General features: G+C 72.3%; 27 protein-coding genes. 6 read left to right on the top strand and 21 right to left on the bottom strand.

Annotated elements, in window-relative coordinates; genetic code table 11:
- The first annotated feature begins 4 nt into the window (after positions 1 to 4).
- A complete protein-coding gene (locus ABD268_RS12745) occupies positions 5 to 1,594 on the top strand; it encodes a TIGR03767 family metallophosphoesterase (protein WP_344152453.1) in 1,590 nt (529 codons plus the stop codon).
- Positions 1,595 to 1,606: 12 nt separating this feature from the next.
- Here the strand turns inward: ABD268_RS12745 and rlmN are convergent, their stop codons facing one another.
- The gene (gene rlmN / locus ABD268_RS12740) at positions 1,607 to 2,782 is read right to left on the bottom strand and encodes a dual-specificity RNA methyltransferase RlmN (RefSeq protein ID WP_344152450.1); all 1,176 of its coding nucleotides are present in this window, start codon (positions 2,780 to 2,782) and stop codon (positions 1,607 to 1,609) included.
- Between the two features lie 36 nt (positions 2,783 to 2,818).
- Positions 2,819 to 3,187, bottom strand: coding sequence for a hypothetical protein (locus tag ABD268_RS12735; RefSeq protein ID WP_344152447.1), 369 nt, complete (start codon positions 3,185 to 3,187; stop codon positions 2,819 to 2,821).
- Positions 3,188 to 3,285: 98 nt separating this feature from the next.
- Between ABD268_RS12735 and ABD268_RS12730 the strand changes: the two genes are divergently transcribed.
- On the top strand, positions 3,286 to 4,266 hold the full coding sequence (locus ABD268_RS12730) for a CorA family divalent cation transporter (RefSeq protein WP_344152444.1): 981 nt from the start codon (positions 3,286 to 3,288) through the stop codon (positions 4,264 to 4,266).
- A gap of 98 nt (positions 4,267 to 4,364) precedes the next feature.
- Positions 4,365 to 5,963 (top strand): hypothetical protein, encoded by a 1,599-nt coding sequence (locus ABD268_RS12725; protein ID WP_344152441.1) that lies wholly within the window; start codon positions 4,365 to 4,367, stop codon positions 5,961 to 5,963.
- Positions 5,964 to 5,978: 15 nt separating this feature from the next.
- Here the strand turns inward: ABD268_RS12725 and ABD268_RS12720 are convergent, their stop codons facing one another.
- The 6 genes from ABD268_RS12720 to rpsB form a co-directional block, all read right to left on the bottom strand.
- On the bottom strand, positions 5,979 to 6,494 hold the full coding sequence (locus tag ABD268_RS12720; protein WP_344152438.1) for a histidine phosphatase family protein: 516 nt from the start codon (positions 6,492 to 6,494) through the stop codon (positions 5,979 to 5,981).
- Between the two features lies 1 nt (position 6,495).
- Positions 6,496 to 7,374: a phosphatidate cytidylyltransferase gene (locus ABD268_RS12715; RefSeq protein ID WP_344152435.1), complete on the bottom strand. Its 879-nt coding sequence runs from the start codon at positions 7,372 to 7,374 to the stop codon at positions 6,496 to 6,498.
- A 22-nt stretch (positions 7,375 to 7,396) separates the two neighbouring features.
- Positions 7,397 to 7,951 carry a ribosome recycling factor gene (gene frr, locus ABD268_RS12710; RefSeq protein WP_344152864.1) on the bottom strand — a complete coding sequence of 185 codons (555 nt, stop codon included), beginning with the start codon at positions 7,949 to 7,951 and terminating at the stop codon, positions 7,397 to 7,399.
- 102 nt (positions 7,952 to 8,053) lie between these two features.
- Positions 8,054 to 8,767: a UMP kinase gene (gene pyrH / locus ABD268_RS12705; protein WP_344152432.1), complete on the bottom strand. Its 714-nt coding sequence runs from the start codon at positions 8,765 to 8,767 to the stop codon at positions 8,054 to 8,056.
- Positions 8,768 to 8,900: 133 nt separating this feature from the next.
- Entirely contained in the window at positions 8,901 to 9,713 is an 813-nt protein-coding gene (tsf, locus tag ABD268_RS12700; protein ID WP_344152429.1) for a translation elongation factor Ts, read from the bottom strand.
- Positions 9,714 to 9,811: 98 nt separating this feature from the next.
- Positions 9,812 to 10,795 (bottom strand): 30S ribosomal protein S2, encoded by a 984-nt coding sequence (rpsB, locus tag ABD268_RS12695; protein ID WP_344152426.1) that lies wholly within the window; start codon positions 10,793 to 10,795, stop codon positions 9,812 to 9,814.
- A gap of 395 nt (positions 10,796 to 11,190) precedes the next feature.
- Between rpsB and ABD268_RS12690 the strand changes: the two genes are divergently transcribed.
- Positions 11,191 to 11,880 carry a M23 family metallopeptidase gene (locus tag ABD268_RS12690; RefSeq protein ID WP_344152423.1) on the top strand — a complete coding sequence of 230 codons (690 nt, stop codon included), beginning with the start codon at positions 11,191 to 11,193 and terminating at the stop codon, positions 11,878 to 11,880.
- Positions 11,881 to 11,997: 117 nt separating this feature from the next.
- On the opposite strand, the gene ABD268_RS12685 is transcribed toward ABD268_RS12690, so the two are convergent.
- The 12 genes from ABD268_RS12685 to rpsP form a co-directional block, all read right to left on the bottom strand.
- Positions 11,998 to 12,897, bottom strand: coding sequence for a tyrosine recombinase XerC (locus tag ABD268_RS12685; RefSeq protein ID WP_344152861.1), 900 nt, complete (start codon positions 12,895 to 12,897; stop codon positions 11,998 to 12,000).
- An 84-nt stretch (positions 12,898 to 12,981) separates the two neighbouring features.
- On the bottom strand, positions 12,982 to 14,118 hold the full coding sequence (gene dprA, locus ABD268_RS12680; RefSeq protein WP_344152420.1) for a DNA-processing protein DprA: 1,137 nt from the start codon (positions 14,116 to 14,118) through the stop codon (positions 12,982 to 12,984).
- Positions 14,115 to 15,704 (bottom strand): YifB family Mg chelatase-like AAA ATPase, encoded by a 1,590-nt coding sequence (locus ABD268_RS12675; RefSeq protein ID WP_344152417.1) that lies wholly within the window; start codon positions 15,702 to 15,704, stop codon positions 14,115 to 14,117. The genes dprA and ABD268_RS12675 overlap by 4 nt, the downstream gene beginning before the upstream one ends.
- Entirely contained in the window at positions 15,704 to 16,078 is a 375-nt protein-coding gene (locus ABD268_RS12670) for a YraN family protein (RefSeq protein ID WP_344152414.1), read from the bottom strand. Before ABD268_RS12670 ends, ABD268_RS12675 begins: the two co-directional genes overlap by 1 nt.
- 134 nt (positions 16,079 to 16,212) lie before the next feature.
- Positions 16,213 to 16,521, bottom strand: a complete 309-nt coding sequence (locus tag ABD268_RS12665; protein ID WP_344152411.1) for a DUF2469 domain-containing protein — start codon at positions 16,519 to 16,521, stop codon at positions 16,213 to 16,215.
- Between the two features lie 141 nt (positions 16,522 to 16,662).
- Positions 16,663 to 17,364, bottom strand: coding sequence for a ribonuclease HII (locus tag ABD268_RS12660; RefSeq protein WP_344152408.1), 702 nt, complete (start codon positions 17,362 to 17,364; stop codon positions 16,663 to 16,665).
- Positions 17,365 to 17,379: 15 nt separating this feature from the next.
- Positions 17,380 to 18,174 carry a signal peptidase I gene (lepB, locus tag ABD268_RS12655; protein ID WP_344152405.1) on the bottom strand — a complete coding sequence of 265 codons (795 nt, stop codon included), beginning with the start codon at positions 18,172 to 18,174 and terminating at the stop codon, positions 17,380 to 17,382.
- A 35-nt stretch (positions 18,175 to 18,209) separates the two neighbouring features.
- Positions 18,210 to 18,560, bottom strand: a complete 351-nt coding sequence (gene rplS / locus ABD268_RS12650) for a 50S ribosomal protein L19 (RefSeq protein ID WP_344152402.1) — start codon at positions 18,558 to 18,560, stop codon at positions 18,210 to 18,212.
- A 208-nt stretch (positions 18,561 to 18,768) separates the two neighbouring features.
- Positions 18,769 to 19,917 (bottom strand): tRNA (guanosine(37)-N1)-methyltransferase TrmD, encoded by a 1,149-nt coding sequence (trmD, locus tag ABD268_RS12645; protein ID WP_344152399.1) that lies wholly within the window; start codon positions 19,915 to 19,917, stop codon positions 18,769 to 18,771.
- A 4-nt stretch (positions 19,918 to 19,921) separates the two neighbouring features.
- A complete protein-coding gene (gene rimM / locus ABD268_RS12640) occupies positions 19,922 to 20,509 on the bottom strand; it encodes a ribosome maturation factor RimM (protein WP_344152396.1) in 588 nt (195 codons plus the stop codon).
- A gap of 106 nt (positions 20,510 to 20,615) precedes the next feature.
- Complete coding sequence (locus tag ABD268_RS12635) at positions 20,616 to 20,858, bottom strand: RNA-binding protein (protein WP_182539448.1); 243 nt, start codon at positions 20,856 to 20,858, stop codon at positions 20,616 to 20,618.
- A 5-nt stretch (positions 20,859 to 20,863) separates the two neighbouring features.
- A complete protein-coding gene (gene rpsP, locus ABD268_RS12630; protein WP_344152393.1) occupies positions 20,864 to 21,379 on the bottom strand; it encodes a 30S ribosomal protein S16 in 516 nt (171 codons plus the stop codon).
- A 181-nt stretch (positions 21,380 to 21,560) separates the two neighbouring features.
- Here rpsP and ABD268_RS12625 point away from each other — a divergent pair, with 181 nt between their 5' ends.
- Positions 21,561 to 22,199, top strand: coding sequence for a hypothetical protein (locus ABD268_RS12625; RefSeq protein ID WP_344152390.1), 639 nt, complete (start codon positions 21,561 to 21,563; stop codon positions 22,197 to 22,199).
- A 99-nt stretch (positions 22,200 to 22,298) separates the two neighbouring features.
- Complete coding sequence (locus tag ABD268_RS12620; protein WP_344152387.1) at positions 22,299 to 22,586, top strand: hypothetical protein; 288 nt, start codon at positions 22,299 to 22,301, stop codon at positions 22,584 to 22,586.
- A gap of 78 nt (positions 22,587 to 22,664) precedes the next feature.
- Here ABD268_RS12620 and ABD268_RS12615 read toward each other — a convergent pair whose 3' ends face one another.
- Positions 22,665 to 23,750: an amidohydrolase family protein gene (locus ABD268_RS12615; protein ID WP_344152384.1), complete on the bottom strand. Its 1,086-nt coding sequence runs from the start codon at positions 23,748 to 23,750 to the stop codon at positions 22,665 to 22,667.

Genomic DNA, 23,750 nt, shown 5'->3' with positions numbered 1-23,750 from the left:
GCTCGTGACCCTGAGCCGTCGTGACCTCTTCCGTTCCGCTGGCGCCGTGGGCGCCGCCGCTGCCCTCGCCGGTCTCGGCGGGCTGGCCGACGCCGCCGTCGCCGGCACCGCGCGTCACCGTGGCAGCATCGACAAGGTCATCGTCAAGGGGCCGGCCGGACGCGGCGGCTGGGTTCCGCTCGCGCACGCCCAGGGCGAGGGGCACGTCGTGCGCACCGGCCTCGGCGCCACCGCCAAGGCCGGACGCAAGGACCGCCGCCGGGCGCTGCTGGCCTTCGCCCAGCTCTCCGACGTGCACGTCGTCGACGCGCAGTCCCCCGCCCGGCTCGAGGGCGGGGACGTCGTGGTCTCGGCCGCGTACCGCCCCCAGGAGGTCCTCACCGCCCACGTCGCGGAGGCGATGGTGCGGGAGATCAACCGGGTGGGCCGCGGCCCCGTGACGGGCAAGGGCCTGGCCTTCGCGATCCAGACCGGCGACAACTCCGACAACTCGCAGTACAACGAGATCCGCTGGAACATCGACCTCCTCGACGGCGGGCGGATCCGCCAGGACTCCGGCGACCTGACGCGGTACGAGGGGGTCATGGACGGCGACCCGGACTTCTACGACACCAGCTTCTGGCACCCGCACGGCACGCCTGCGGGCAAGCAGCCGGACAAGTACCGCGCCCAGTACGGCTTCCCCCGCGTCCCCGGCCTGCTCGACGACTGCCGCCGCCCGTTCAAGGCGCACGGCCTGGACGTCGAGTGGTTCGCGGCGCTGGGCAACCACGACCAGCTGATGCAGGGCAACGCACCCCGCACCGAGGCGTTGGCGGCCCAGGCGACGGGCGACAAGAAGTCGACCTCGATGGGCGTCCGCACCGTCACCCCCGACCCGGACCGCCGCCCCCTCGGCCGCGCCGAGACCGTCGCCGAGCACTTCACGACCGCGGGTCTTCCCGTCGGGCACGGCTTCACCGAGCAGAACCGCACCGACGGGACGGCGTACTACACCTTCGACCGCGGGCTGGTCCGCTTCGTCGTGATGGACACCGTCAACGAGAACGGCGGCGCCGAGGGGTCGATGGACCAGGCCCAGTTCGCCTGGCTCCAGCAGCAGCTCGCGGCCGCGACCGACCGCCTGGTCGTGCTCGCCAGCCACCACACCTCGTGGACGATGGACAACGCCACGCCCGGAGCCACCGGTCCCCGGGTGCTCGGCGACGCGGTGGTGGCCGAGCTCCTCGCGCACGAGAACGTCGTCGCCTGGGTCAACGGCCACACGCACAGCAACTCGGTGCGGGCGCACGCCCGTGCGGCGGGTGGCGGATTCTGGGAGGTCAACACGGCTTCGCACATCGACTGGCCGCAGCAGTCCCGGCTGGTCGAGATCGTCGACAACCGGGACGGGACGCTGTCGATCTTCACGACGATGCTCGACCACGCCTCACCGCTCAAGCCGGGCCCCGACCTCGACGGACCGATGAAGCTGGCCTCCCTGGGGCGGCTGCTCGCCGCCAACGACCCCCAGGAGCGCACGGAGAACCGGCGCGGCACCCGCAAGGACCGCAACGTGGAGCTGCTGCTGCCGGCGCCGGCGTTCCTGCGCTGACGTCGCGGGGCGTCAGGACTCGGTGGCGGCCAGCTGGCCGCAGGCCCCGTCGATCTCCCGGCCCCGGGTGTCGCGGACCGTGGTGGGGATGCCCTTGGCCTCGAGCCGGCGCACGAACTCGCGCTCGTCGGCCGGGTCCGACGCCGTCCACTTCGACCCAGGGGTCGGGTTGAGCGGGATCAGGTTCACGTGCACCCAGCCCCAGTCACCGTAGGACCTCAGCACGTCGGCCAGCAGGTCCGCGCGCCAGGCCTGGTCGTTGATGCCGCGCATCATGGCGTACTCGATCGAGACGCGACGCTTGGTCGTCCGGGCGTAGTTCCAGGCGGCCTCGACCGTCTCGGCGACGGAGAAGCGGGTGTTGATCGGCACCAGCTCGTTGCGCAGCTCGTCGTCCGGCGCGTGCAGGCTCAGCGCCAGCGTGACCGGGATGCCCTCCCCGGCGAGCTGGTTGATCCGCGGCACCAGGCCGACGGTCGAGACGGTGACCCCCCGCGCGGACATGCCCAGGCCGTTGGGCGTGGGGTCGGTGAGGCGGCGTACGGCGCCGATGACGGCCTTGTAGTTGGCCAGCGGCTCCCCCATGCCCATGAACACCACGTTGGAGACGCGCCCTGGGCCCCCTGGCACCTCGCCGCGGGCCAGCGCGCGGGCGCCGGCGACGACCTGCTCGACGATCTCGGCGGTCGACATGTTGCGCTGGAGGCCGCCCTGACCGGTGGCGCAGAACGGGCAGGCCATGCCGCAGCCGGCCTGGCTCGAGACGCACATGGTGGCGCGGTCCGGGTAGCGCATCAGCACCGACTCGACGAGCGCCCCGTCGAACAGCTTCCACAGGGTCTTGCGGGTGGTGCCCCGGTCGGCCTCCATCGTGCGCAGCGGTGTCATCAGCGGCGGCAGCAGGGCCGCCACGAGCTCGTCACGCTGTCCGGCGGGGAGGTCGGTCATCTGCGCCGGGTCGTCGACCAGCCGCGCGAAGTAGTGCGTCGAGAGCTGCCTGGCCCGGAAACCGGGAAGGCCCTGTTCCTCGAGCAGCGCCTTGCGCTCGTCGGCCGCGAGGTCGGCGAGGTGGCGCGGCGGCTTGCGGCGTCCGCGCGGCTCGTCGAACACGAGCGGGAGCGTAGTGGCGCCCTCGGCCGCGGCGGGCGGCTCGGGAGCGGCGGTCTGGGGCGTGGCGTCGTCAGACATCAGACCCCGATCATCGCATCCGGGCGGTGAGGACCTCTAAAGCGAGGTGGAGAGATCCGCGTCACGGTAGACGAGGATCCACAGCACCAGCAGGGCGACACCGATGACCACCAGGGCGGTGGCCACCACCCCGAGCGACATGTACAGCCCGAACCGGCGGGTCCGCGGCGAGACGACGAGGCCGAGCGGCACGGCGAGCGACACGAGGACGAACGGGAAGAGGTCCTCGGCCTGCCGGTCGTCGAACGTCCAGCTGAGCACCGCGTAGTACAGGCCCGGCACCACGATGATGTAGGCGAGCCCCGTGAAGAAGCCGGTGATCGCCGTGAACGTCGGGTGGTCGCGGTGCCACCAGTCCGGCTGGCGTGCCGGACCGGCGTCCTCGTGGGTCTGCTCGGTGCTCATCGTCTCGATACTTGCAGAACACGCCGTCGGAGTCAGCAGTCCTCGCCGTACGCCGACTGTGTCTTGTGGCACCTCGCCGACCCGGCCACGCTGTCCTCATGGAGGTCCGGTTCGTGGATGCGTCGGGGGCCCATCCGCGCGAGCCCGAGGACGTCGTCGAGCTGTTCGGCCACGAGCAGGGCTTCTTCTGGGTCGACGTCCCGGTCTGGGACGACGCGAGCGAGGCGCTGCTCACGGGCCTGGGCTGCCACTCGATGGTCGTGGAGGGGTGCCGGCAGCGCAACTACGTCCCGACCGTGCACGGGTACGACGACCACGTGTTCGTCACGACCCAGTCGCCCTACCTCGGGGACGCCGGGCACGTGCACCTGCTCGAGCTCGACCAGATCATCGCCCACCACTACCTCGTCACCGTGCACGGACCGATCAACCCGGGGCTGCACCAGTCCGTCGCGCAGGTCGAGACCGACGGGGTGCTGGCCCGGATCGAGGCGGGCAGGTTCCGGCCGGGCAGCCCGGCGGAGCTCTCGTACGCGATCACCTCGGCCGTGGCCCGACGCCAGAGCGGCCTCATCCGGGAGGTCGCCCAGAGGCTCCCGGGCCTGGAGCGACAGGTGATGGCGTCGCAGCTGCGCGATCCCGAGGCTCTTCTCGAGCAGCTGTTCCTGATCCGGCACGAGCTGATCACCACCCGCACGATGGCCGCGCAGTGCCACGACATCTGGGTCCGCATGGCCGGCATCCACCGGATGGCCGACGACCCGGACGCGACCCGGGCCCGCGATCTGGCCGACCAGTTCGACCGGGTCCGGTCCCTGGCCGACGGCGAGGCGCACTTCCTCTTCGGCGTGATCGAGCTCTACCAGACCAAGGTGCACACGAAGATGACGGTGGCGATGGAGCGGCTGGCGGTCATCGCCGCGGTCACCCTCCCGATCACCGCGATCGCGTCCGTCTACGGCATGAACGTCATCGTGTCCGAGCACACGCACTACACCGAGCTCGTCTTCGTCCTGGTCGTCATGGCCGCGATCAGCCTCGCCCTGCTCCGCTGGGCCCGTCGGCAGGGCTGGTGGTGAGGAAGCCCGGACCGGCGTAGCGTGCGAGAGGACAACGCGGCTCTCTGAGGTCCCGGCGTCGCACGTCGCGTCCGGTGACCCGTTCCAGGCGGTGAGTGATGGCGGACGCACGGGCAGTTCCCGACGAGGTGCAGATCCACGACACGCCAAGGGAGCCGGTCACCGACCCGACCCTCGGCGTCGACGTGGCCCGCGGGGGCGCCGCCCCGGCGAAGCACCGCCTGGTCACCGTGGGCGACTCCCTCACCCACGGGTTCATGAGCGCGGCCATCCATCGCACCGACCTCTCGTGGCCGGCGATCACCGCCTACGAGCTCGGCCTGACCGCGGAGCAGTTCACCTACCCCACCTACGAGTGGCCCACCGGGCCGGGCGGGCTGCCCCTCGACCTCGAGCGGCTCGCCCGGGCCTTCGAGGAGCGCTACGGGGACCGGCTCGACTTCTGGGAGATCGTCGGTGCCGCGGCGTGGCTGCGCTCCTACATGGACGACGTCGAGGACTACTGGGAACGCGGCGCCGGCGCCGTCGTCCCGCCCGCCGGGGCGCCGTTCCACAACATGGCGGTCTACGGCTGGGACCTGCTGGACCCGCAGCTGCAGACCGCCGCCTCGGTCGCCGCCCGGCTCCGGCGCCCGGCCAGCGACGACTTCCTGGCCCAGCTCGTCGAGCACCACCAGGACCGCGCGGCCTGGCCGGTCCTCCAGCGGGCGCGCAAGGGCAACCGCGGACGCTCCGTGCTCGACGCGGTGACGGACCTGGCCCGGGTGGGCGAGGGGGTGGAGACGCTCGTCGTGGTCCTCGGGTCCAACAACGCGCTGGGCTCGGTGCTCAGTCTCAGCCCCGCGTGGACACCGGCCGACTACGCCACGCTGTCGCCCGAGCAGCGGCTCGAGGCGCGAGTCGGCTGCAACGTGTGGCGGCCCAGCGCCTTCGCGGCCGACTGGGAGCTGCTGGTGGAGCGCCTGCGCGGCGTGGGGGCGCAGCACGTGATCGTCGCGACGGTCCCCGCTGTCACGATCGCGCCGATCACCCGCGGCGTGTTCCGCAAGGTCCGCCCCGACTCGCGGTACTTCCCCTACTACACCCGGCCGTGGATCACCGACGACGCCTTCGACCCCAGGCACGACCCGTACCTCACCGGCGAGGAGGCGCGCGCGATCGACTCGGCCATCGACGCGTACAACGAGGCGATCATCGCCTCGGTCGGCGCCGCCCGCTCCGACGGCCTGGACTGGTACCTCTTCGACATGGGCTCGATCCTCGACCGGCTGGCCACCCGCCGCTACGTCGAGAGTCCGTGGGCCCGGCCGACCTGGTGGACGCCGTACGAGCTGCCGCCGGCGCTCGCCGCCCTCGACCCGGTGCCGTCCACCCGCTTCTTCCGGTCCGGGCCGGAGGGCCGCACCGACGGGGGCCTGTTCTCCCTCGACGGGGTGCACCCGACCACCGTCGCCTACGGCATCGTCGCCCAGGAGGTCATCAAGGTGATGGAGCTGGCCGGCGTCGCCTTCCAGACCCGGGACGGCCGGCCCCGCGCCGAGCCGGTGACCGTGGACTTCGAGCGGCTGCTGCGCGCCGACACCCTCATGAGCCGGCCCCCCGCGTCCATCGGCAACACGTTGAGCCTGCTCGGCTGGCTCGACGACCGGCTCGACTGGGTCCGCACGTTCCTGCCCTTCGTGCCGTCACCGCTGTGAGGCCACGGGGCCTGCTCAGGCCTCGACGACGATGAGGTCGGGCATCGCCAGGCTGCGCCAGCGGGCGAGGTCGGGCTCGCGGCCGGTCAGCTCGGCCACGAGGACGGTCCACGCGGTGCCGTGGCCGACCAGCACGACGTCCTCGCCCCGGTGCACGTCGAGGATGCCGCGCACGGCACGGACGACCCGGTCCCGGCAGGCCGCGAGCGGCTCCCACCCGTCGTACGCCGGGGAGTCGGGCTCGGCGAAGGCCCGCGCGACCGTGCCGGTGAAGTCGTCGATCCAGTCGCCGGACTCGCGGACGTGCTCGCGCAGCGCGTCCACGACGCCGATCTCGGCCTCGGTGAGCAGCTGGGCCGTGGCGGTCGCCTTGGACTCCGGCGAGCAGAACCAGACCGCCGCGTCCGGCAGCCGGCCGGACTCGCGCAGCGCCCAGACCTCGTCGAAGCCGACGGGGTCGAGCTCCCACTTGTGCGCGGGTACGCCGGGGCGGGGCGCGGAGCGTCCGTGCCGGACCAGGAACAGGGTCACGTCAGAAGACGAGGTAGTGCAGCAGCAGCCAGACCGGTGCGATCGTGGCGAGCAACGAGTCGAGCCGGTCCATCAGGCCGCCGTGACCGGGGATCACCTGGCTCATGTCCTTGATCCCGAGGTCGCGCTTGATCACCGACTCGCACAGGTCGCCGAGCGTGGCCATCACGACCACGATCAGGCCCAGCAGGACGCCGACCCACCAGTCGCCGTCGAGCAGGTGGACGACCAGCGCCCAGCCGACCACGACGCAGAAGACCACCGAGCCGGCAAAGCCCTCCCACGACTTCTTCGGCGAGATCACCGGCGCCATGGGGTGCTTGCCGAACAGGACGCCCGCGACGTACCCACCGATGTCGGAGGCGATCGTGACCAGGACGAACGTGATGATGCCCTGGACGCCCTCGTCGTCGAGGCCGCCGCCGGTGATGCCGCCCTCCGCGAGCATCAGCGCCACGAACGAGCCCAGGAACGGCACGTAGACCAGCGTGAAGACCGAGGCCGTCGAGTTCATGACGTAGCCCTCGATGCCGCGACGCAGGAGCCACAGCATGATCACCAGGGCGGTGACGGCGGTCGCGGTCACCAGGGCGGCGGAGCCCCACACGTAGGCGACCACCACCATGACGACCCCGCCCAGCATCAGCGGCTGCTCGGGGAGGTCGATGTCCTTGGCCCGGAACCCCTGGTGCAGCTCCCACACCGCGACCACCACGGCCGCGGCCACGATGAACATGAACGCCGTCTTCCAGACGGCGAGCGACGCCGCGATCGCGGCGAGCAGCACGACCGCCGAGGCGACCGCCTTGCGGAGGTCGCGGCCCGCGCGGCCGTAGCTGGGTTGCGGCACCGGCGCAGGGCCGGGCGAGGTCTCGGTCATGAAGCTGCGAGCTCGGAGGTCCTCAGACCTCGAGCAGCTCTGCTTCCTTGTGCTTGAGCATCTCGTCGATGGCGTCGGTGTGCTGCTTGGTGATCGAGTCCAGGCGCTTCTCGGCACCGGTGACGTCGTCCTTGCCGACCTCGCCGTCCTTCTCGAGCTTCTCGAGGTTCTGCTTGGCGGTACGACGCAGGTTGCGCACGGCGACGCGGCCGTCCTCGGCCTTGGCCTTGGCGACCTTGATGTACTCCTTGCGGCGCTCCTCGGTCAGCTCGGGGAACACGCACCGGATGAGCTTGCCGTCGTCGGCAGGGTTGACGCCGAGGTCGGAGTCGCGGATCGCCTTCTCGATGTTCTTCATCGCGCCGGCGTCGTAGGGCTGGATCAGGATCACGCGCGCCTCGGGGGCGGTGAACGACGCCAGCTGCTGCAGGGGCGTCGGCGACCCGTAGTAGTCGACGACGATCTTGTTGAACATGCTCGGGTGCGCCCGGCCGGCCCGGATCGCCGCGAACTCCTCGCGCGTCGCCTCGACCGACTTGTCCATCTTGCTGTCGGCCTCGTTGAGGATGTCGTTGATCACGGCTGCTCCTGATTCGTCACGTACGTCGATGGTGTCACCGGTCGAGCCTCCCCACGCCTGGTGGTCTCGCCCACGCCCGGTGGTCGAGCCTGTCGAGACTCAGCCGGCGCTGACCAGTGTTCCGATCTTCTCACCCTGCACCACGCGAAGGATGTTGCCCTCGGGCTCCATGCCGAAGACGACCATGGGCAGCTTGTTCTCCCCACACAGCGCGAAAGCGGTCTGGTCCATGATCCGCAGGCCACGGCTCATCGCCTCGTCGTACGTCAGGTCGTCGAACTTCGTCGCGGTTGGGTCGATCTTGGGGTCGGCGGTGTAGACGCCGTCCACCCCGCTCTTGGCGACCAGCACCACGTCGCACTTGCTCTCCAGCGCCCGCTGCACCGCCACGGTGTCGGTGGAGAAGAAGGGCATTCCCATGCCTGCGCCGAAGATCACGACGCGGCCCTTCTCCATGTGCCGGATCGCCCGGCGCGGGACGTAGGGCTCGGCGACCTGGCCCATCGTGATCGCGGTCTGCACCCGCGTCTCGACGCCCAGCTTCTCGAGGAAGTCCTGCAGCGCCAGGCAGTTCATGACGATGCCGAGCATGCCCATGTAGTCGGCGCGCACCCGGTCCATGCCGCGCTGCTGGAGCTCGGCACCGCGGAAGAAGTTGCCGCCGCCGGTGACCACGGCGATCTGGACGCCGGCCCGGGAGACCGCGGCGATCTCGCGGGCGATCTTCTGGACGACGTCGGGGTCGACGCCGACCTTGCCGCCACCGAACACCTCACCGGACAGCTTGAGCAGGACTCGCTTGTACCCGGTCACGGGCGGCTCCTTCGTGCGTGTGGGTGTCGGGGGCTGGCGTGCGAGGAGGCCGGTCCGATGATCAGGGTCTCTGTCATCGAACCGGCCTCCTCATCCACGACTGGCGCCAATCTATTGCATCAAGCGCTGCGGATCAGGCTCCGACCTCGAACCGGGCGAACCGCGTCAGGCTGGTGCCGGCCTCGTCGAGGACCGCCTTGACGGTCTTCTTGTTCTCGGTGACCGACGGCTGCTCGAGCAGCACGACGTCCTTGAAGAAGCCGTTGAGGCGACCCTCGGTGATCTTGGCGATCGCCTGCTCGGGCTTGCCCTCCTCGCGCGAGGTGGCCTCGGCGATCTCGCGCTCCTTGGCGACGACGTCCGCGGGGACCTCGTCGCGCGTGAGGTACTGCGGACGCATGGCGGCGACCTGCATGGCGGCACCCTTGGCGGCGTCCTCGTTGCCGTCGTACTCGACCAGCACGCCGACGGCCGGCGGCAGGTCCGCGGCACGCTTGTGCATGTAGGCGACGACCGGGCCGTCGAAGTAGGCGACGCGACCGAGCTCGATCTTCTCGCCGATGGTCATCGCGAGGTTCTCGACGACCTCGCCGACGGTCTTGTCACCGAGCTGGACGGCCTTGAGCGCCTCGGCGTCGCCGGCCTTGGCCTCGGCGGCCGCGTCGACGATCTGCTGGGCCGCGGCGACGAAGTCGTCACCCTTGGCCACGAAGTCGGTCTCGCACTTGAGCTCGACCAGCGCGCCACCGGAGGTGGCGACCAGGCCGGCCGAGGCCTCGCGCTCCGCACCGCGCTCCTGCATCTTCTTGCCGAGCTTGATGCGGATGAGCTCGGCGGCCTTCTCGAAGTCGCCGTCGGCCTCGGTGAGCGCCTTCTTGCAGTCCATCATGCCGGCGCCGGTGAGCTCACGGAGCTTCTTGACGTCGGCGGCGGAGATGTTCGCCATGGTCCTTCTTCCCTAGACGTGTCTGTGAGTGGGGCGGTGCACGGGCGCCGTCGCACGCCGGGCCGGGGCCGGGCGCACGACGGCGAGCCGTGGAACCGTCAGGCCTTGGCCTCGTCGGAGGCCGGGGCGGCAGCCTCGGTGGCCTCGGCGGGCGCAGCAGCCTCGGTGGCCTCGGCGGGCGCAGCAGCCTCGGCGGCCTCCGCGGGCGCGGCGGACTCGGCCCCCTCGGACGAGGCGCCGGTGGCCTCGGACGCGGGGGTCTTCTCGGCGGCGTCGCCACCGGTCGCCTCGACGGCGGCCTTCTCGGCGTCGCCACCCAGCAGCTCGCGCTCCCACTCGGCCAGCGGCTCCTCGGCGCCGACCTCAGCGGTCTCGGCGCCGGACTTGCCACCGGAGCGGGCGATGAGGCCCTCGGCGACGGCGTCGGCGACCACGCGGGTCAGCAGGCCGACGGCGCGGATCGCGTCGTCGTTGCCCGGGATCGGGAAGTCGACCAGGTCCGGGTCGCAGTTGGAGTCGAGGATGCCGATGATCGGGATGCGCAGCTTGCGCGCCTCCTCGACGGCGAGGTGCTCCTTGTTGGTGTCCACGATCCACACGGCCGCGGGGGTGCGGCTCATCTCGCGGATACCGCCGAGCGACTTGTTCAGCTTGTCGCGCTCGCGGCGCATCTGGAGCAGCTCCTTCTTGGTGCGGCTGCTCCCGGCCACGTCGTCGAAGTCGATCTCGTCGAGCTCCTTGAGGCGGTTGATCCGCTGGTGCACGGTCTGGAAGTTGGTGAGCATGCCGCCCAGCCAGCGCTGGTTGACGTAGGGCATGCCGACGCGGGTCGCCTGCTCGGCGATCGCCTCCTGGGCCTGCTTCTTGGTGCCCACGAACATCACGGTGCCGCCCTTGGCGACGGTCTCCTTGATGAAGGCGTACGAGCGGTCGATGTAGGCCAGCGACTGCTGCAGGTCGATGATGTAGATGCCGTTGCGCTCGGTCATGATGAAGCGCTTCATCTTCGGGTTCCAGCGACGGGTCTGGTGTCCGAAGTGCACGCCGCTCTCGAGAAGCTGGCGCATGGTCACGACTGCCATGTGAATCTCCTGTGTGGTGAGCGCGCCGCCGTGTGCCCGCCCTTCAATCAGGACGAGCCGGCGACGGGCTCTGCGTTTGTTTTCAGTTGCTGCACCCGACGGGTGTCGGTTGCCCTGACGCTCGCACGAGGCCCGACCCGCTCCGTCGCCGGAGAGGACTGAGGGACTCGCCCACGGGTGACCGGAGTCCAGAAGTCAGGCTCCGTCGCGGTCAGCGAGCGTGCGAAGTCAATCCGCAAGGATTGCTGCGACCAGAGTAGTCGACGGCTGCGGTGGTCGGCCAATCAGCGAGGAGACGGGCCGGCAACCCTGCACAGCGGCTCCCGACGCCCCGTTCCTCCCCAGCCCGGACGGTACGCCGCGTGGCGGGCCTCCGCCCCGGGCAGGCTGCCGGCATGCGCCCCGGCACCCCCTCCTGCACAGCCCGCCGCACCCGGCTCCCCGGGCTCGCCCTCGTCGTCGTCCTGGGCGCCGCGCTGGCCCTGTCCGGTGCCGGCGCGGCGCCCGGCGCGCCCGGGGAGCCCTTCGAGACGGCTCGTCCCTCGCCTCCTCAGGAGCCACCGGATCCGGTGGGCGTGTGGCCGCTGGAGCCGGTGCCCGAGGTCGTCGCCGGCTTCGACCCGCCCTCCTCGACCTGGGGCGCCGGGCACCGGGGCGTGGATCTGCTCGGCGCCGTGGGCCGGCCGGTGCGCACGGCGCTGGCGGGCACCGTCTCCTTCGCCGGCTCGATCGCGGGGCGCGGTGTGGTCGTGGTCGACCACGGCGACACCCGCACCACCTACGAGCCGGTGCGCGCCGAGGTTGCCGTGGGCGACGCGGTGGCTGCCGGCGACCGGATCGGGGTCCTGCAGCTGCCCGGCTCGCACTGCTTCCCGCGGGCCTGCCTGCACTGGGGCTGGCTGCGCGGAACGACCTACCTGGACCCGCTGGGACTCGTGGGCGCAGGTCCGGTGCGACTGCTGCCGCTGTGGCGCCAGGTGCCGGTCGACGCCCTCCCGGACGAGGTGCCCAGCCCGCTGCCGCGGCCGAGGTCTCCCTACGCCGGGTGGCGGCCGCTGGTCGAGCTGCTCCTGGCCGCGGACTGACGTCCTGAGTCACTCGCTCAGGGTCACTCACCGGGTCTCGACACGCCGGACGCGACTTCGTTCCTCAGCCGCTCGGCTTGCTCGACCACCATCGACGAGTCCGCTGGCGCGTCGTCGTCAGGCGCGCGGGTGTGCCTGCTGGTAGGCCTTCCGGAGCCGGTCGGTGGTCACGTGGGTGTAGAGCTGCGTCGTCGCCAGTGAGGCGTGCCCGAGCAGCTCCTGGACCGAGCGCAGGTCCGCGCCCCCCTCGAGGAGGTGGGTGGCGGCGGTGTGCCGAAGACCGTGCGGGCCGATGTCGGGCGCTCCGGGGACCTCGGCGATCCGCCGGTGGACCAGCGTGCGCACCGCGCGCTGGTCGATGCGGCGTCCACGCGCCCCGAGGAACAGCGCGGACCCCGAGCCCTCGACCACCAGCCGGGGTCGCCCCTGCTTGAGCCAGAAGTCGAGCGCCCGCGCGGCCGGCCGGCCGAACGGCACCGACCGCTCCTTGCGCCCCTTGCCGAAGACACGCACGACGAACCGGTCCCGGTCGATGTCGTCCACGTCGAGCCCGACCAGCTCCCCCACCCGGATGCCGGTGGCGTAGAGCAGCTCGAGCATGGCGACGTCGCGCAGCCCCACCGGGCTGCCGTCGTCGGCGATCTCCGCTGCGGCGCGGATCAGCTCGTCCGCCTCGTCGACCCGCAGGACCGCGGGCAGGTTGTGGTGGGCCTTGGGCGACCCGAGGCTGGCACCCGCGTCCACCGGCGCCCGGCCGGTGCGCGCGAGCCACGCCGTGAACACCCGAGCGGCGGTGGCTCGTCGGGCCAGGGTGGTCCGGGAACGGCCCAGGGTCTGCTGCTTGGCCAACCAGCTGCGCAGCGTGCGCAGGTCGAGACCTGCGACATCCGTGTGCCCGAGCCGGGCGGCGTGGTCGAGCAGGCCTGCGATGTCCGCGACGTAGGCGCGCACGCTGTGGTGGGTGAGGTCGCGCTCGGAGACGAGGTGCCGCTCGTACTCGCCGAGCACCCGGGCCATCGGCTCCGGGAGCTCGTCGGCTCCGGCACCACCGGCCTCGACAGCCTCCTCCGTCACACGGCCAGTGTAGGAGCCCGGGCGCCGTCAGGTGTGTGCCATCGCGGCGAGCCGCCACCCGCCCTCGACGCGCTCGACGAGGCCGTCGCGCGCGAGCCGGTCGAGGGCGGTCTGCACCTCCCGCAGCCCGATGCCGGCCGCGCGGGCGATGGAGTCGGTCCCCGCGCACCGCTCGGCCGGCACCGCGTCGAGCACCTGCTGGTGGCGCACCGTGAGCCGGTCCCTGGGCCGGGTCCTCCCCCGGGGCTCGTCCACGAGGTGCTCCCCCGCGTCGCCGAGCAGCTCGAGCACGTCGTCGCCAGAGGTGACGAGCGTGGCGGCGCCCACCCGGATCAGCTGGTGCACGCCCTGGGAGGGCGCGCTGGTGACCGGTCCGGGCACTCCCATGAGGGGACGGTTCACCCGGGTGCACCAGTTCGCCGTGTTGAGCGCCCCGCTGCGCACCGCCGCCTCCACGACGACGGTCCCCCGGACCAGCGCCGCGATGATCCGGTTGCGGGACAGGAAGCGCAGCCTGGTCGGCGCACCACCGGGCGGCGTCTCGGAGACCACCGCTCCCTCGGCGGCGAGATGGTCGATCAGGGCCCGGTGCGCGGCGGGGTAGACGCGGTCGGCGCCGCACGCCAGGACCGCGACGCTCCGCCCGCCGGCCGCCACCGCGCCGCGGTGCGCTGCCTGGTCGATCCCGAAGGCGGCCCCCGAGACGAGGACGAAGCCTGCCCGCGCGGTGCCCGCTGCGACGTCGGCCGCGATGCCGGCCCCGTAGGTCGTCGCGGACCGCGACCCCACCACCGCGACCGAACGGTCGAGCTCGTCGAGGCGCAGGGGTCCGCGCACCCACAGCCCGACGGGCACGCCGCCGCGCTCCTGCACCGGCTCGGCGCCGGCGAGGGCGTCGAGCTGGTGCGGCCACTCCGGGTCGCCGGGGACCACGAAGCGGACGCCGAGACGCGCGGCCTGCTCCAGCTCTCGCACGGGGTCGACGGCCACCAGCCTCGCCGCCACGTCGGTCAGCACCCCCTCGAGGGCGCGCTCCAGCCGGAGCGCGCCGTAGAGGGTCTCGGCCCCCAGCTCGTCGACCAGCCGGGCGATCCGCAGGTCGCCGGGCTCCGTGACCCGGGAGAGCGCCGCGCGCGCCAGACGGTCGTCGTCGGCCGGGCTCATCCGGCGCGCCTCTCCAGCGCCGACAGCAGGAGCGGCTCCCCGGTCCTCAGCTGTAGCGCCACCGTGACCTCGTCCGCTCCGGGCTGCCGTAGGCCGCGCAGGTCGGCGACGGTCCAGGCCACCCGGTGCACCCGGGCGGCGCCCCGCTGGGTGAGCCGGCCGGCGTAGGCAGCGTCGTCGACCAGGCCCTGCCCGGCCCGCTCGAGGGGCCAGTGCTCGCGCAGCATCGGCCCCGGCGCCTGGCCGTTGAGCCGCCAGCTGGTGCCGGCGTACCGCTCCGCCTGGCGGAGCCGCGCCTCCTCGACCCGCGCGCGCACCGCGGCGCTCGTCTCCGGCGGGTCGAACAGGTGGTCCCCGTCGTGCGGCCGGATCGGGGTCAGGTGTCGCAGGATGTCGATGCGGTCGGCGACGGGGCCGTTGATCCGCGCCCGGTAGTCCCGGCGCTGCACCTCCCGGCACTGGCACTGGTTCTGGCCGACCTGGGGCGCGAACTCCCCGCAGGGGCAGGGGTTGCACGCCAGCACGAGCATGCCGCGCGCGGGCAGCGTCACCGACTCGTCGCGTCGCGCGACCGTCACCTCACCGCTCTCGAGGGGCTGGCGCAGCGCGTCGATGACGTCGGTGCGGAAGAGCGGGAACTCGTCGAGGAAGAGCACCCCGGCGTGGGCGCGGCTGAGCTCGCCGGGACGGACCTGTCCGAGACCGCCGCCGAGCAGGCTGGCCTTGCTCGCGTCGTGGTGCGGGGCGCACCAGGGCGGCCGGACCAGCATCCCGTCGCCAGGCTCCAGCGCCCCCGCCAGCGAGTGGATCGCGGTGAGCTCCAGCGACTCCTCCGGGGTGAGGTCCGGCAGGATGCCCGGGATCCGCTCGGCGAGGCTGGTCTTGCCCGACCCCTTGGGCCCCGAGAGCATCAGGTGGTGCCCGCCGGCGGCGGCGACCTCGACGGCGTACCGGGCGTCGGCCATGCCCCTCAGGTGGGACAGGTCGAGCTCGTCGCGGCGCTCCGACCCCCGCCAGGACAGCAACCGGCTGCCCGACATCGGCGCCACCGGAGCCGCCTCGGGCACCTCCTCGCCACGCAGCTCGGCGACCACCTGGCCCAGGGAGCGCATCCCGATCACGGTCATCCCGGGCACCATGGTCGCCTCGCGGGCCTGGGGCTCCGGCACGAACACCCGGCCCACGCCCCGCTCCGCGGCTGCCAGCACCATCGGAAGCACGCCGGGCACCGAGCGCAGCCCCCCGTCGAGGGTGAGCTCGCCGATGAACGCGGTCCCGGCGAGGGCCCGCGGCGGGACGGTGCCGGCGGCCGCCAGGATGGACACCGCGACGGCGAGGTCGAAGTGAGTGCCGCGCTTGACGAGGTCTGCCGGGGACAGCAGCACCGTGATCCTCCGGGTCGACGGCCACTCCAGCCGACTGTTGAGGACCGCCATCCGGCACCGGTCCCGGGCCTCGTTGAGGGACGGGTCGGGCCGCCCGACGAGGGTGAGGCCGACCTGGCCCGGCGACACGTCGGTCTGCACGTCGATGAGGTGGCCCAATGCCCCGTGCAGGGACACCGTGTGGGCCGTCGCGAACGGCATCAGGCGAGCCCCCGGACGTGCTCGAGGTCCGAGGGTCCGCGGAGCGGCCGGAGGACGGCCACCAGGTCGATGCGCACCTCCGCGGGCCTCAGGTCGTGGGCGCCCGCCCAGCGCTCGGCGAGCCGCCGCAACCGGTCGAGCTTGACCTCGGTGACCGCCTCGTGCGGCGTCCCGCAGCCGACCCCGCTGCGCGTCTTCACCTCGCACACCACGAGGACGTCGCCGTCTCGCAGCACGAGGTCGATCTCACCCTCGTCGCAGCGCCAGTTGCGGTCGAGGACGACCAGTCCCTGGGCGCACAGATGGCGCTCCGCGAGCCGCTCGCCGTACGCCCCCAGCGCCTGCCTGCTCGCTGCCGTTGCCGATCCCGTCATCATCCGACCTCCTGCGCCCAGCGTCGCCGGGAGCGGGGACGGCGCCGGTACGGCGGGGGCGGGGCTGTGGACGGCGGGGACAGGATGCCGGGCTGTGCACGACTCGTGGCCCGGTCAGCGGGAGTCCGGCGGGCTCAGGCCTTCGACGGGTCGATGTCGGCGGGGCTGAGCTCCTCCACGTTGACGTCCTTGAAGGTCAGCACCTTGACGTTCTTGGCGAAGCGCGCCGGCCGGTACATGTCCCACACCCAGGCGTCGCTCATCGAGACCTCGAAGAAGACCTCGCCGGCCTCGGTGCGCGCCTTCACGTCCACCTGGTTGCACAGGTAGAACCGGCGGTCGGTCTCCACGACGTACTTGAAGATCGAGACGACGTCGCGGTACTCGCGGTAGAGGGTGAGCTCCATCTCGGTCTCGTACTTCTCGAGATCCTCGGCACTCATCAGCTCTCCTCGGTCGCGTGCGGCCAGCGGCGGTTCCGGGGCGGTGTTCCACCCCGACTCGCATCGTAGACGGGTCACCGAGGATGCCGGCGGCGTCGTGGCGGGTGGCGTGGCCCCCGTGCCGGGGACGACCAACCGCGGTCAGCCGACCGGTGACTCCTCGGGCACCTCGACCCCCGGCACCGCCGGCTCGATCCCGGCGGCGCGGCGGACGTTCACGAACCGCATCCGGTGCACCGGCGACGGACCGTGCTCGCTGAGCGCGGCCGCGTGCACGTCGGTGATGTAGCCCTTGTGGGTCTTGAAGTCGTACGCCGGCCAGTCGGCGTCGAGCTCGCACATGATCCGGTCCCGGGTCACCTTGGCGAGCACGGACGCCGCCGCGATGCAGGCCACGACCCGGTCGCCCTTCCACACCGCGAGCCCGGGCACCCCCAGGCCGTCGACGGGGAACCCGTCGGTGAGGACGTACTGCGGTGCGACGTCCAGCAGCGCGACGGCGCGCCGCAGCGCCTCGACGTTCGCCACGTGCATGCCAAGCCGGTCGCACTCGTCGGGCCCGATGACCACCACCGACCACGACAGCGCTCGCTTCATCACCTGCTGGTAGCAGCGCTCGCGCGCCTTCTCGGTCAGGAGCTTGGAGTCGGCGAGCCCGGGGATGATCCCGGCCTTGCCCGCAGGGAGGATCGCTGCACCGGCCACCAGCGGCCCGGCGCAGGCACCGCGGCCGGCCTCGTCGACCCCGGCGATCGGCTCGATGCCGTGCCGGCGCAGCGCGCGCTCGTAGCCGTACAGCCCGGCGTCACGCCGGACCGTGGACCCTCGGGGAAGTGCACTCACGGCGACCAGCGGACCTCAGGAGGCGTCGGGCACGTCCGCGAAGGTGTCGGGACGCTGGATCCAGCGGAAGTGGTCACTGGGCCAGAGCAGCACGAACACCTTGCCGACCACCAGGTCCACCGGGACGTACTCGTCCCCCGGGACGCAGTCGGTCTGGTTGTTCTGGCACATGTGGACCGTGGAGTCGGCCGAGTGTCCCCGGTTGTCGCCCATCACGAAGATGTGCCCCTTCGGCACCGGGCCGGCGGTCCAGGAGTTCCGGGAGCAGTCGCCGATCATCGGGCCGTCGCAGTCGATCCCCTTCTCCTTGACGAAGGAGTCCTCGTCGAGGGGCTGGCCGTTGACCGTGATGCGGCCCTGCTTGTCGCAGCACTTGATGACGTCGCCCTCGACCCCGATGACGCGCTTCACGAGATGCCCGCCGGAGGGGTAGAGGCCGATCTTGGCCATCAGCTCGGTGACGCCGCTCTGCGGGCCGGTCTTCTCCGTGGGGCTGAGCCAGTCGCCGGGGTCCTTGAAGACCACCACGTCGCCGCGCTCGGGGCTGCCGCCGAACCAGTAGGAGACCTTCTGGACCAGGATCCGGTCGTTGTTGACCAGCCCGGGCTCCATCGACTCCGAGGGGATGTAGAAGGCCTGCACGAACAGCGCCTTGATGACGATCGCCAGCACCAGCGCGATGCCGAGCAGCAGGATCGTCTCCTGCCAGACCGGCAGGTGCTTCTTCTTCTTCTTGCGGGAACGCGAAGACCGCGACCCCTCGCCGTCTGGTTCGACGACGGATGTGGAGTCGCGGTCTTCGGAAGTCACGCGCAGAGCGTATAGAGCGGTTGGCTGGGACTCGCTCAGGCCTCCCGGCGCTCCTTGATCTTGGCCTTCTTGCCGCGCAGGTTGCGCAGGTAGTAGAGCTTGGCGCGGCGGACGTCACCGCGGGTGACGACCTCGATCTGCTCGAAGATCGGGGAGTTGATCGGGAAGGTGCGCTCGACACCGACGCCGAAGGAGACCTTGCGGACGGTGAAGCTGCGGCCGACGCCGGAGCCCTGCACGCGGATCACGACGCCCTGGAAGATCTGGACGCGGGAGCGGTTGCCCTCGACGACCTTGACGTGGACCTTGACGGTGTCACCGGCGCGGAAGGCGGGGACGTCGTCGCGCTTGATCGAGTTGCCGAGCTCGGCAATGACGTTGCTCATTGTCTCTCCTCGCGAGTGCCACAGGTCAGCCGCGGTACGGGGAACGTTCTGTTGTGGGCCCGTCGTGGTGGCCGGCGGCGTCATGCTCCCCCTGCGGCAGGAACCGACGCGGACCCCCCGATCGGAACGTGTCCTCGGGGCGATCCCTGTTTGGCCGACTGGCCGAGGCGCAAGTTTGCCACAGCCCGGTCCGGCGCCGGTAATCCGACTATCGCTTCCCGACGTTCTTGGTCAACCGGACCACGCCCGGCTCGACCTCGCCGCGGGCCCGGTAGCCGGCCTTCTTGTACAGCTTCTGGTTGCGCAGGCTGCCGGTGCCGGTGACGAGGGCGTACGCCGTGACGTGGGGCGGCGCGGCGGCCTCGATGCGCTGCAGCAGCACCCGGCCCAGGCCGCGACCCTGGAGGTCGGGGGCGACCATCAGCCGTCCGATCTCCCAGGCGCCCCCGTCCAGGCGGGCTCGCACCGCACCGACCAGGCGGCCGGCGGACCGGGCCACCAGCACGGTGTCGCGGGCGATCCAGTCGCGCAGGTCCTCGAGCGTCTCGTGGAGGGCCGGGATCTCCACGCCGGGGTTGTCCTGCTGCTCCTGCACCCAGCAGGCCCGCTGCAGGGTGAACAGCTCCCCCGCGTCGCCGGGCTGGACCAGCCGCACCTCGACGTCGTCGAGCAGCACCGAGGGGTGGGCGAGGTCGGGACGGCGCTCGGCGGTCCGGCGTACCGCCTGCTCGTGGCGCCACGCCCGGATCGCGGCGTGGTCGCCCGAGAGCAGCACCGGGGGCACGTCGTGCCCCCGCCAGGACACGGGCTTGGTGTACACGGGGTACTCCAGCAGGCCGTCCTCGTGGGACTCCTCGGCCAGCGACTCCGGGTTGCCCATGAAGCCCGGGAGCAGCCGGACCACGGCCTCGGTGATGGCCAGCGCGGCCACCTCGCCCCCGTTGAGCACGTAGTCGCCGATCGAGATCTCGCGCACCTCGGTGCGGGTGCGGGCCTCGTCGAGCACCCGCTGGTCGATCCCCTCGTAGCGGCCGCACGCGAAGACCAGCCGCTCGCGGGTCGCCAGCTCCCGGGCGAGCGCCTGCGTGAACGGCTCGCCGGAGGGGGTCGTGACGACCAGCGTCGCCCCGTCGAGCCCGAGGTCGTCGAGCGCCTCGCCCCAGGGCTCGGGCTTCATCACCATGCCGGCGCCACCGCCGTACGGCGTGTCGTCGACCGTGCGGTGGCGGTCGTGCGTCCAGCCGCGCAGGTCGTGCACGCGGATGTCGAGCAGCCCCTTGTCCCGCGCCTTGCCGGCCAGCGACAGCTCCAGCGGCGCGAGGTAGTCGGGGAAGATGGTGACGACGTCGATCTGCACGGGGCTACTCGTCCTCGGGCAGCGGCGTCACCAGGCCGGGCCGGTCGGCGACCACGACGCGGCGGGCGACGAGGTCGACCTCGGGCACCAGCGCCTTGACGAACGGCACCAGCGCGTCGCGGCCGTCGGGGGTGCGGATCGTGAGCAGGTCCTGGGCGCCACCGTGCACGAGCCCGCTCACCTCGCCCAGCGCGGCGCCGTCGAGGTCGTACGCCGCGAGCCCGACCAGCTGGTGGTCGTAGAACTCGTCGGGGTCCTCGGGTGACTCGTCGGCGGGGATCGTCGCGTGCAGCACCAGGCCGCGGGCGGCCTCGGCGGCGTTGCGGTCGCCGATCTCCTCGAAGGTGACCAGCAGCGTGGTCTGGTGCCAGCGGGCCCGGGCCACGGTCACCGACGACAGGGCGGTGGCCGACCCGCGCGGCGGCTCCGCCCGGAGCACCGCACCGGTGACGAACCGGCGCTCGGGCTCGTCGGTGCGCACGTCGAGGGTCACCTCGCCGCGGACGCCGTGCGGCTTGCCGATCCGGCCGACCACGACCTCGATCGAGCCGCCGCCGTTCAAGCCGTCATCGGTCGAGCTTGTGCGGGCCACGGTTGCCTTCCTGATCTGGGAACCACGAATGGGTGCCACCCGGGGGCGGCACCCATTCGATCGCGTTGCGTGCGGTGGTCTCGCCAGGCTCGACCACCGATGAGGCTCAGCGGCGGCGGTCGACGTCCACGAAGTCGACCCGGGCCCCGCCACGACCGGCCAGCGCGGAGATCACCGTGCGGAACGCGGTCGCGGTGCGGCCACCGCGGCCGATCACCTTGCCGAGGTCGTCGGGGTGCACCCGGACCTCGAGGATCGAGCCGCGTCGCAGCTGCTTGTCCCGGACGCTCACGTCGTCCGGGTGCTCGACCACGCCGCGCACCAGGTGCTCGAGCGCCTCGGCGAGCATCATGCTCAGGCCTCGCTCTTGCCGGCGTCCTCGGCGGTGACCTTCTCGGCGGCCTCGGCCTCGGCGGCCGCACCCTCCGGGGTCTCCGAGGCGGGCACCTCGGCCGGGGCGTCCTCGGCGGGCTTCTCGGCCTTCTTCGAGGCGGCCTTCTTGGTCACGGCGCCGCCCTTGGGCTCGCTCGCGGCCTCCTTGAGCGCCTCGTTGAAGATCTCGAGCTTGTCGCGCTTCGCCTCGGCGGTCTTCAGGGTGCCCTCGGTGCCCGGCAGGCCCTTGAACTTCTGCCAGTCACCGGTGACCTTGAGGATGGCCTCGACGGCCTCGGACGGCTGCGCGCCGACACCGAGCCAGTACTGCGCCCGGTCGGAGACGACGTCGATGTACGACGGGTCCTCCTTGGGGTGGTACTTGCCGATCTCCTCGATCACGCGACCGTCACGCTTCTTGCGCGAGTCGACGATGACGATGCGGTACTGCGGCACCCGGACCTTGCCGAGGCGCTTCAAACGGATCTTGACCGACACGTTGGTGGTGTCTCCTTGACGACTGGTGTGTGGTGAGGGGCCCGCGAACCTGAGTGGGGACACTGGTTCGGGTTCCTCGTGGGCACTGCGGCGTCCGGATGAGAGGGTCCGGGCGCACAGGACTCAGCGGGTGATTCTGCCAGATCGGGTCCATCCCGCCGAAATCGGGCAGGGTGAGGCCATGAGCCAGTACCCGCCGCCACCGTACGGCGCTCCGCCACCCCCGCCGTACGGCGGCCCCGTCCCGCCACCGCCGCCGCGGAAGCCGCGGCCCAGCGGCTGGTGGTTCGTGCTCGGCGGCGGGATCGTCCTCGCGGGGCTGGCGATCGGGATCGGGATGTTCGTCTGGACGCTCCGGGGCTTCCTCGAGACCGACGCGACGATCCCGGCCGACGGGCGGCAGCACGCCGTCTCGATCGGGACCGACGGCGACCGGATGCTGTGGGTGCACGAGTACGACGCCGCTGACTGCTCGATCGTCGACGCGGCGACCGGCCGGGAGGTGTCCTACTCCCCCGTGACCGGCAGCTTCACAAAGTCCGCCGGGAGCGGGGAGTGGGTCGGCGACCGGCGGTTCGACCCCGGCTCGGGCGACCTGCGCGTGATCTGCGCGCCGACCGGCGGCCCCGCCCAGATCGGGCCCGCCCCGGAGATCGGCAGCTTCATCGGGGGGATCCTCGCGACCATCCTGGCGCCGCTCCTGCTCGGTGCGGTCGGACTGGTCGTCCTGATCGTGACGGGCGTGAGGTTCGCGAACGGCGCGCCCCGGAGGCCGCGCAACGTCGTACGAGGTCGTCGCCCGGACAACCGGAGCGGATGACGTCCCGGCGGCGAGGTCGGGCGGTTGTACCCGCCTGATACCGCGGGGCCGGACCGTCGGACGAGAGCCTTTCGCGGCTCGCTGCCCGAGGAGGACGTCATGGCCCGACCCAGCCACCCCGTCACGGGCCGCGCGGCGGCCGTCGGGACCGCCGTCACGCTGGCGGCGACCCTGCTCGTCGCGACACCGGGCGCGGCGAGCGCGAGCGCGTCCCGTGCCTGTGCGCTGTCCGCTGACGCGGCCGAGCGGCTCGCGCTCAGCGCCGGCGCCACCCTGGTCTGTGACGGGTACCGCGGCTTCGTCACCGTGGCACCTGCCTGCGCCGTGTCGGCGGACGCCGCCGAGCGTCGCGCCGCGCGGCACCCGGGCGACGTCTGCCGCGTCTGATCCGACAGGGGTCCGGCCGCCGACGTCATCCGGTCACGTCGCGCCCGCGACCAGCCCGGATGACCTCCCCGGGCGGGCTCAGGCGACGACGCGCCCCCGGAGCACGACCCGCGACGGGGTGCGCAGGACCGAGAGGTCCTCGAGCGGGTTCCGGTCGAGCACGACGAAGTCGGCGGGGGCGCCCTCCTCGAGGGTGGCGTTCCAGCCGAGCCACGCGCGGGCCCGCCAGGAGGCCGCGCCGAGGGCGTCCTCGGGCCTGAAGCCGTAGGCCGCCAGCTCCAGCACCTCGCCCGCGATCCCGCCGTGCGGGAGGACTCCCCCGGCGTCGGTGCCGGCGTAGATCGCCACCCCGGCCTCGTAGGCGGACATGATCGTCTCGCGGCGGTGCGCGTGGAGGTCACGCATGGTGGCGGCGTACGCCGGGAACCTCGCCTCGCCGGCGTCGGCGTAGTCGGGGAAGTTGTTGAGCTGCACGACCGTCGGCACCAGCGCGGTGCCGCGCTCGACCATGGTGTCGATGAGGTCGGTGGTCAGCCCGGTGCCGTGCTCGATGCAGTCGATGCCGGCGTGGATCAGCTCGGGCAGCACGGTGGTGCCGAAGCAGTGCGCGGTCACCCGGGCGCCGTGCTCGTGGGCGGTGGCGATCGCCTCGGCGAAGGCCTCCTCGGGGAACGACGGCGCCAGGTCGCCCTCCTCCCGGGAGATCCAGTCCCCGACCAGCTTGACCCAGCCGTCGCCGCGCTGCGCCTCCTGCGCGACGTACGACGCCAGCTCGGCGGGCTCGACCTCGTGGGCGTAGTTGCGGATGTAGCGCTTGGTCCGCGCGATGTGCCGGCCGGCCCGGATCAGCCGGGGCAGGTCCTCCCGGTCGTGCACCCACGCGGTGTCCGCGGCCGACCCGCAGTCGCGCAGCAGCAGCGCGCCGGCGTCCCGGTCGGTGATCGCCTGCTGCTCGGTGGTGGCCTCGTCGACCGCGCCGTGGTTGTCGAGCCCCACGTGGCAGTGCGCGTCCACCAGGCCGGGCACGATCCAGCCGCGGCCGCCGTCCTCGGCGCTCGCGACGGGCTCGTAGGTGACCCGCCCGTCGACGACGTAGAGGTCCCGGGGCTCACCGTCGGGCAGGACCGGTCCGCTGAACCTCAGGGCAGGCGTGGAGGCAGTCAT

The sequence above is a fragment of the Nocardioides koreensis genome (genome assembly GCF_039531775.1).
Taxonomy (GTDB): Bacteria; Actinomycetota; Actinomycetes; order Propionibacteriales; family Nocardioidaceae; genus Nocardioides; species Nocardioides koreensis.
Note: the sequence above shows the minus strand (reverse complement) of the source record. Positions and strands in the feature narration are given on the sequence as shown.

What these genes read in the sequence shown, in the direction of transcription:
- rlmN (WP_344152450.1), bottom strand. Translation starts at nt 2,782, where the DNA reads ATGTCTGACGACGCCACGCCCCAGACCGCCGCTCCCGAGCCGCCCGCC.
- ABD268_RS12735 (WP_344152447.1), bottom strand. Translation starts at nt 3,187, where the DNA reads ATGAGCACCGAGCAGACCCACGAGGACGCCGGTCCGGCACGCCAGCCG.
- ABD268_RS12730 (WP_344152444.1), top strand. Translation starts at nt 3,286, where the DNA reads ATGGAGGTCCGGTTCGTGGATGCGTCGGGGGCCCATCCGCGCGAGCCC.
- ABD268_RS12725 (WP_344152441.1), top strand. Translation starts at nt 4,365, where the DNA reads ATGGCGGACGCACGGGCAGTTCCCGACGAGGTGCAGATCCACGACACG.
- ABD268_RS12715 (WP_344152435.1), bottom strand. Translation starts at nt 7,374, where the DNA reads ATGACCGAGACCTCGCCCGGCCCTGCGCCGGTGCCGCAACCCAGCTAC.
- tsf (WP_344152429.1), bottom strand. Translation starts at nt 9,713, where the DNA reads ATGGCGAACATCTCCGCCGCCGACGTCAAGAAGCTCCGTGAGCTCACC.
- rpsB (WP_344152426.1), bottom strand. Translation starts at nt 10,795, where the DNA reads ATGGCAGTCGTGACCATGCGCCAGCTTCTCGAGAGCGGCGTGCACTTC.
- ABD268_RS12690 (WP_344152423.1), top strand. Translation starts at nt 11,191, where the DNA reads ATGCGCCCCGGCACCCCCTCCTGCACAGCCCGCCGCACCCGGCTCCCC.
- ABD268_RS12685 (WP_344152861.1), bottom strand. Translation starts at nt 12,897, where the DNA reads ATGGCCCGGGTGCTCGGCGAGTACGAGCGGCACCTCGTCTCCGAGCGC.
- dprA (WP_344152420.1), bottom strand. Translation starts at nt 14,118, where the DNA reads ATGAGCCCGGCCGACGACGACCGTCTGGCGCGCGCGGCGCTCTCCCGG.
- ABD268_RS12675 (WP_344152417.1), bottom strand. Translation starts at nt 15,704, where the DNA reads ATGCCGTTCGCGACGGCCCACACGGTGTCCCTGCACGGGGCATTGGGC.
- ABD268_RS12670 (WP_344152414.1), bottom strand. Translation starts at nt 16,078, where the DNA reads ATGACGGGATCGGCAACGGCAGCGAGCAGGCAGGCGCTGGGGGCGTAC.
- ABD268_RS12665 (WP_344152411.1), bottom strand. Translation starts at nt 16,521, where the DNA reads ATGAGTGCCGAGGATCTCGAGAAGTACGAGACCGAGATGGAGCTCACC.
- rplS (WP_344152402.1), bottom strand. Translation starts at nt 18,560, where the DNA reads ATGAGCAACGTCATTGCCGAGCTCGGCAACTCGATCAAGCGCGACGAC.
- ABD268_RS12635 (WP_182539448.1), bottom strand. Translation starts at nt 20,858, where the DNA reads ATGCTCGCCGAGGCGCTCGAGCACCTGGTGCGCGGCGTGGTCGAGCAC.
- ABD268_RS12625 (WP_344152390.1), top strand. Translation starts at nt 21,561, where the DNA reads ATGAGCCAGTACCCGCCGCCACCGTACGGCGCTCCGCCACCCCCGCCG.
- ABD268_RS12620 (WP_344152387.1), top strand. Translation starts at nt 22,299, where the DNA reads ATGGCCCGACCCAGCCACCCCGTCACGGGCCGCGCGGCGGCCGTCGGG.
- ABD268_RS12615 (WP_344152384.1), bottom strand. Translation starts at nt 23,750, where the DNA reads ATGACTGCCTCCACGCCTGCCCTGAGGTTCAGCGGACCGGTCCTGCCC.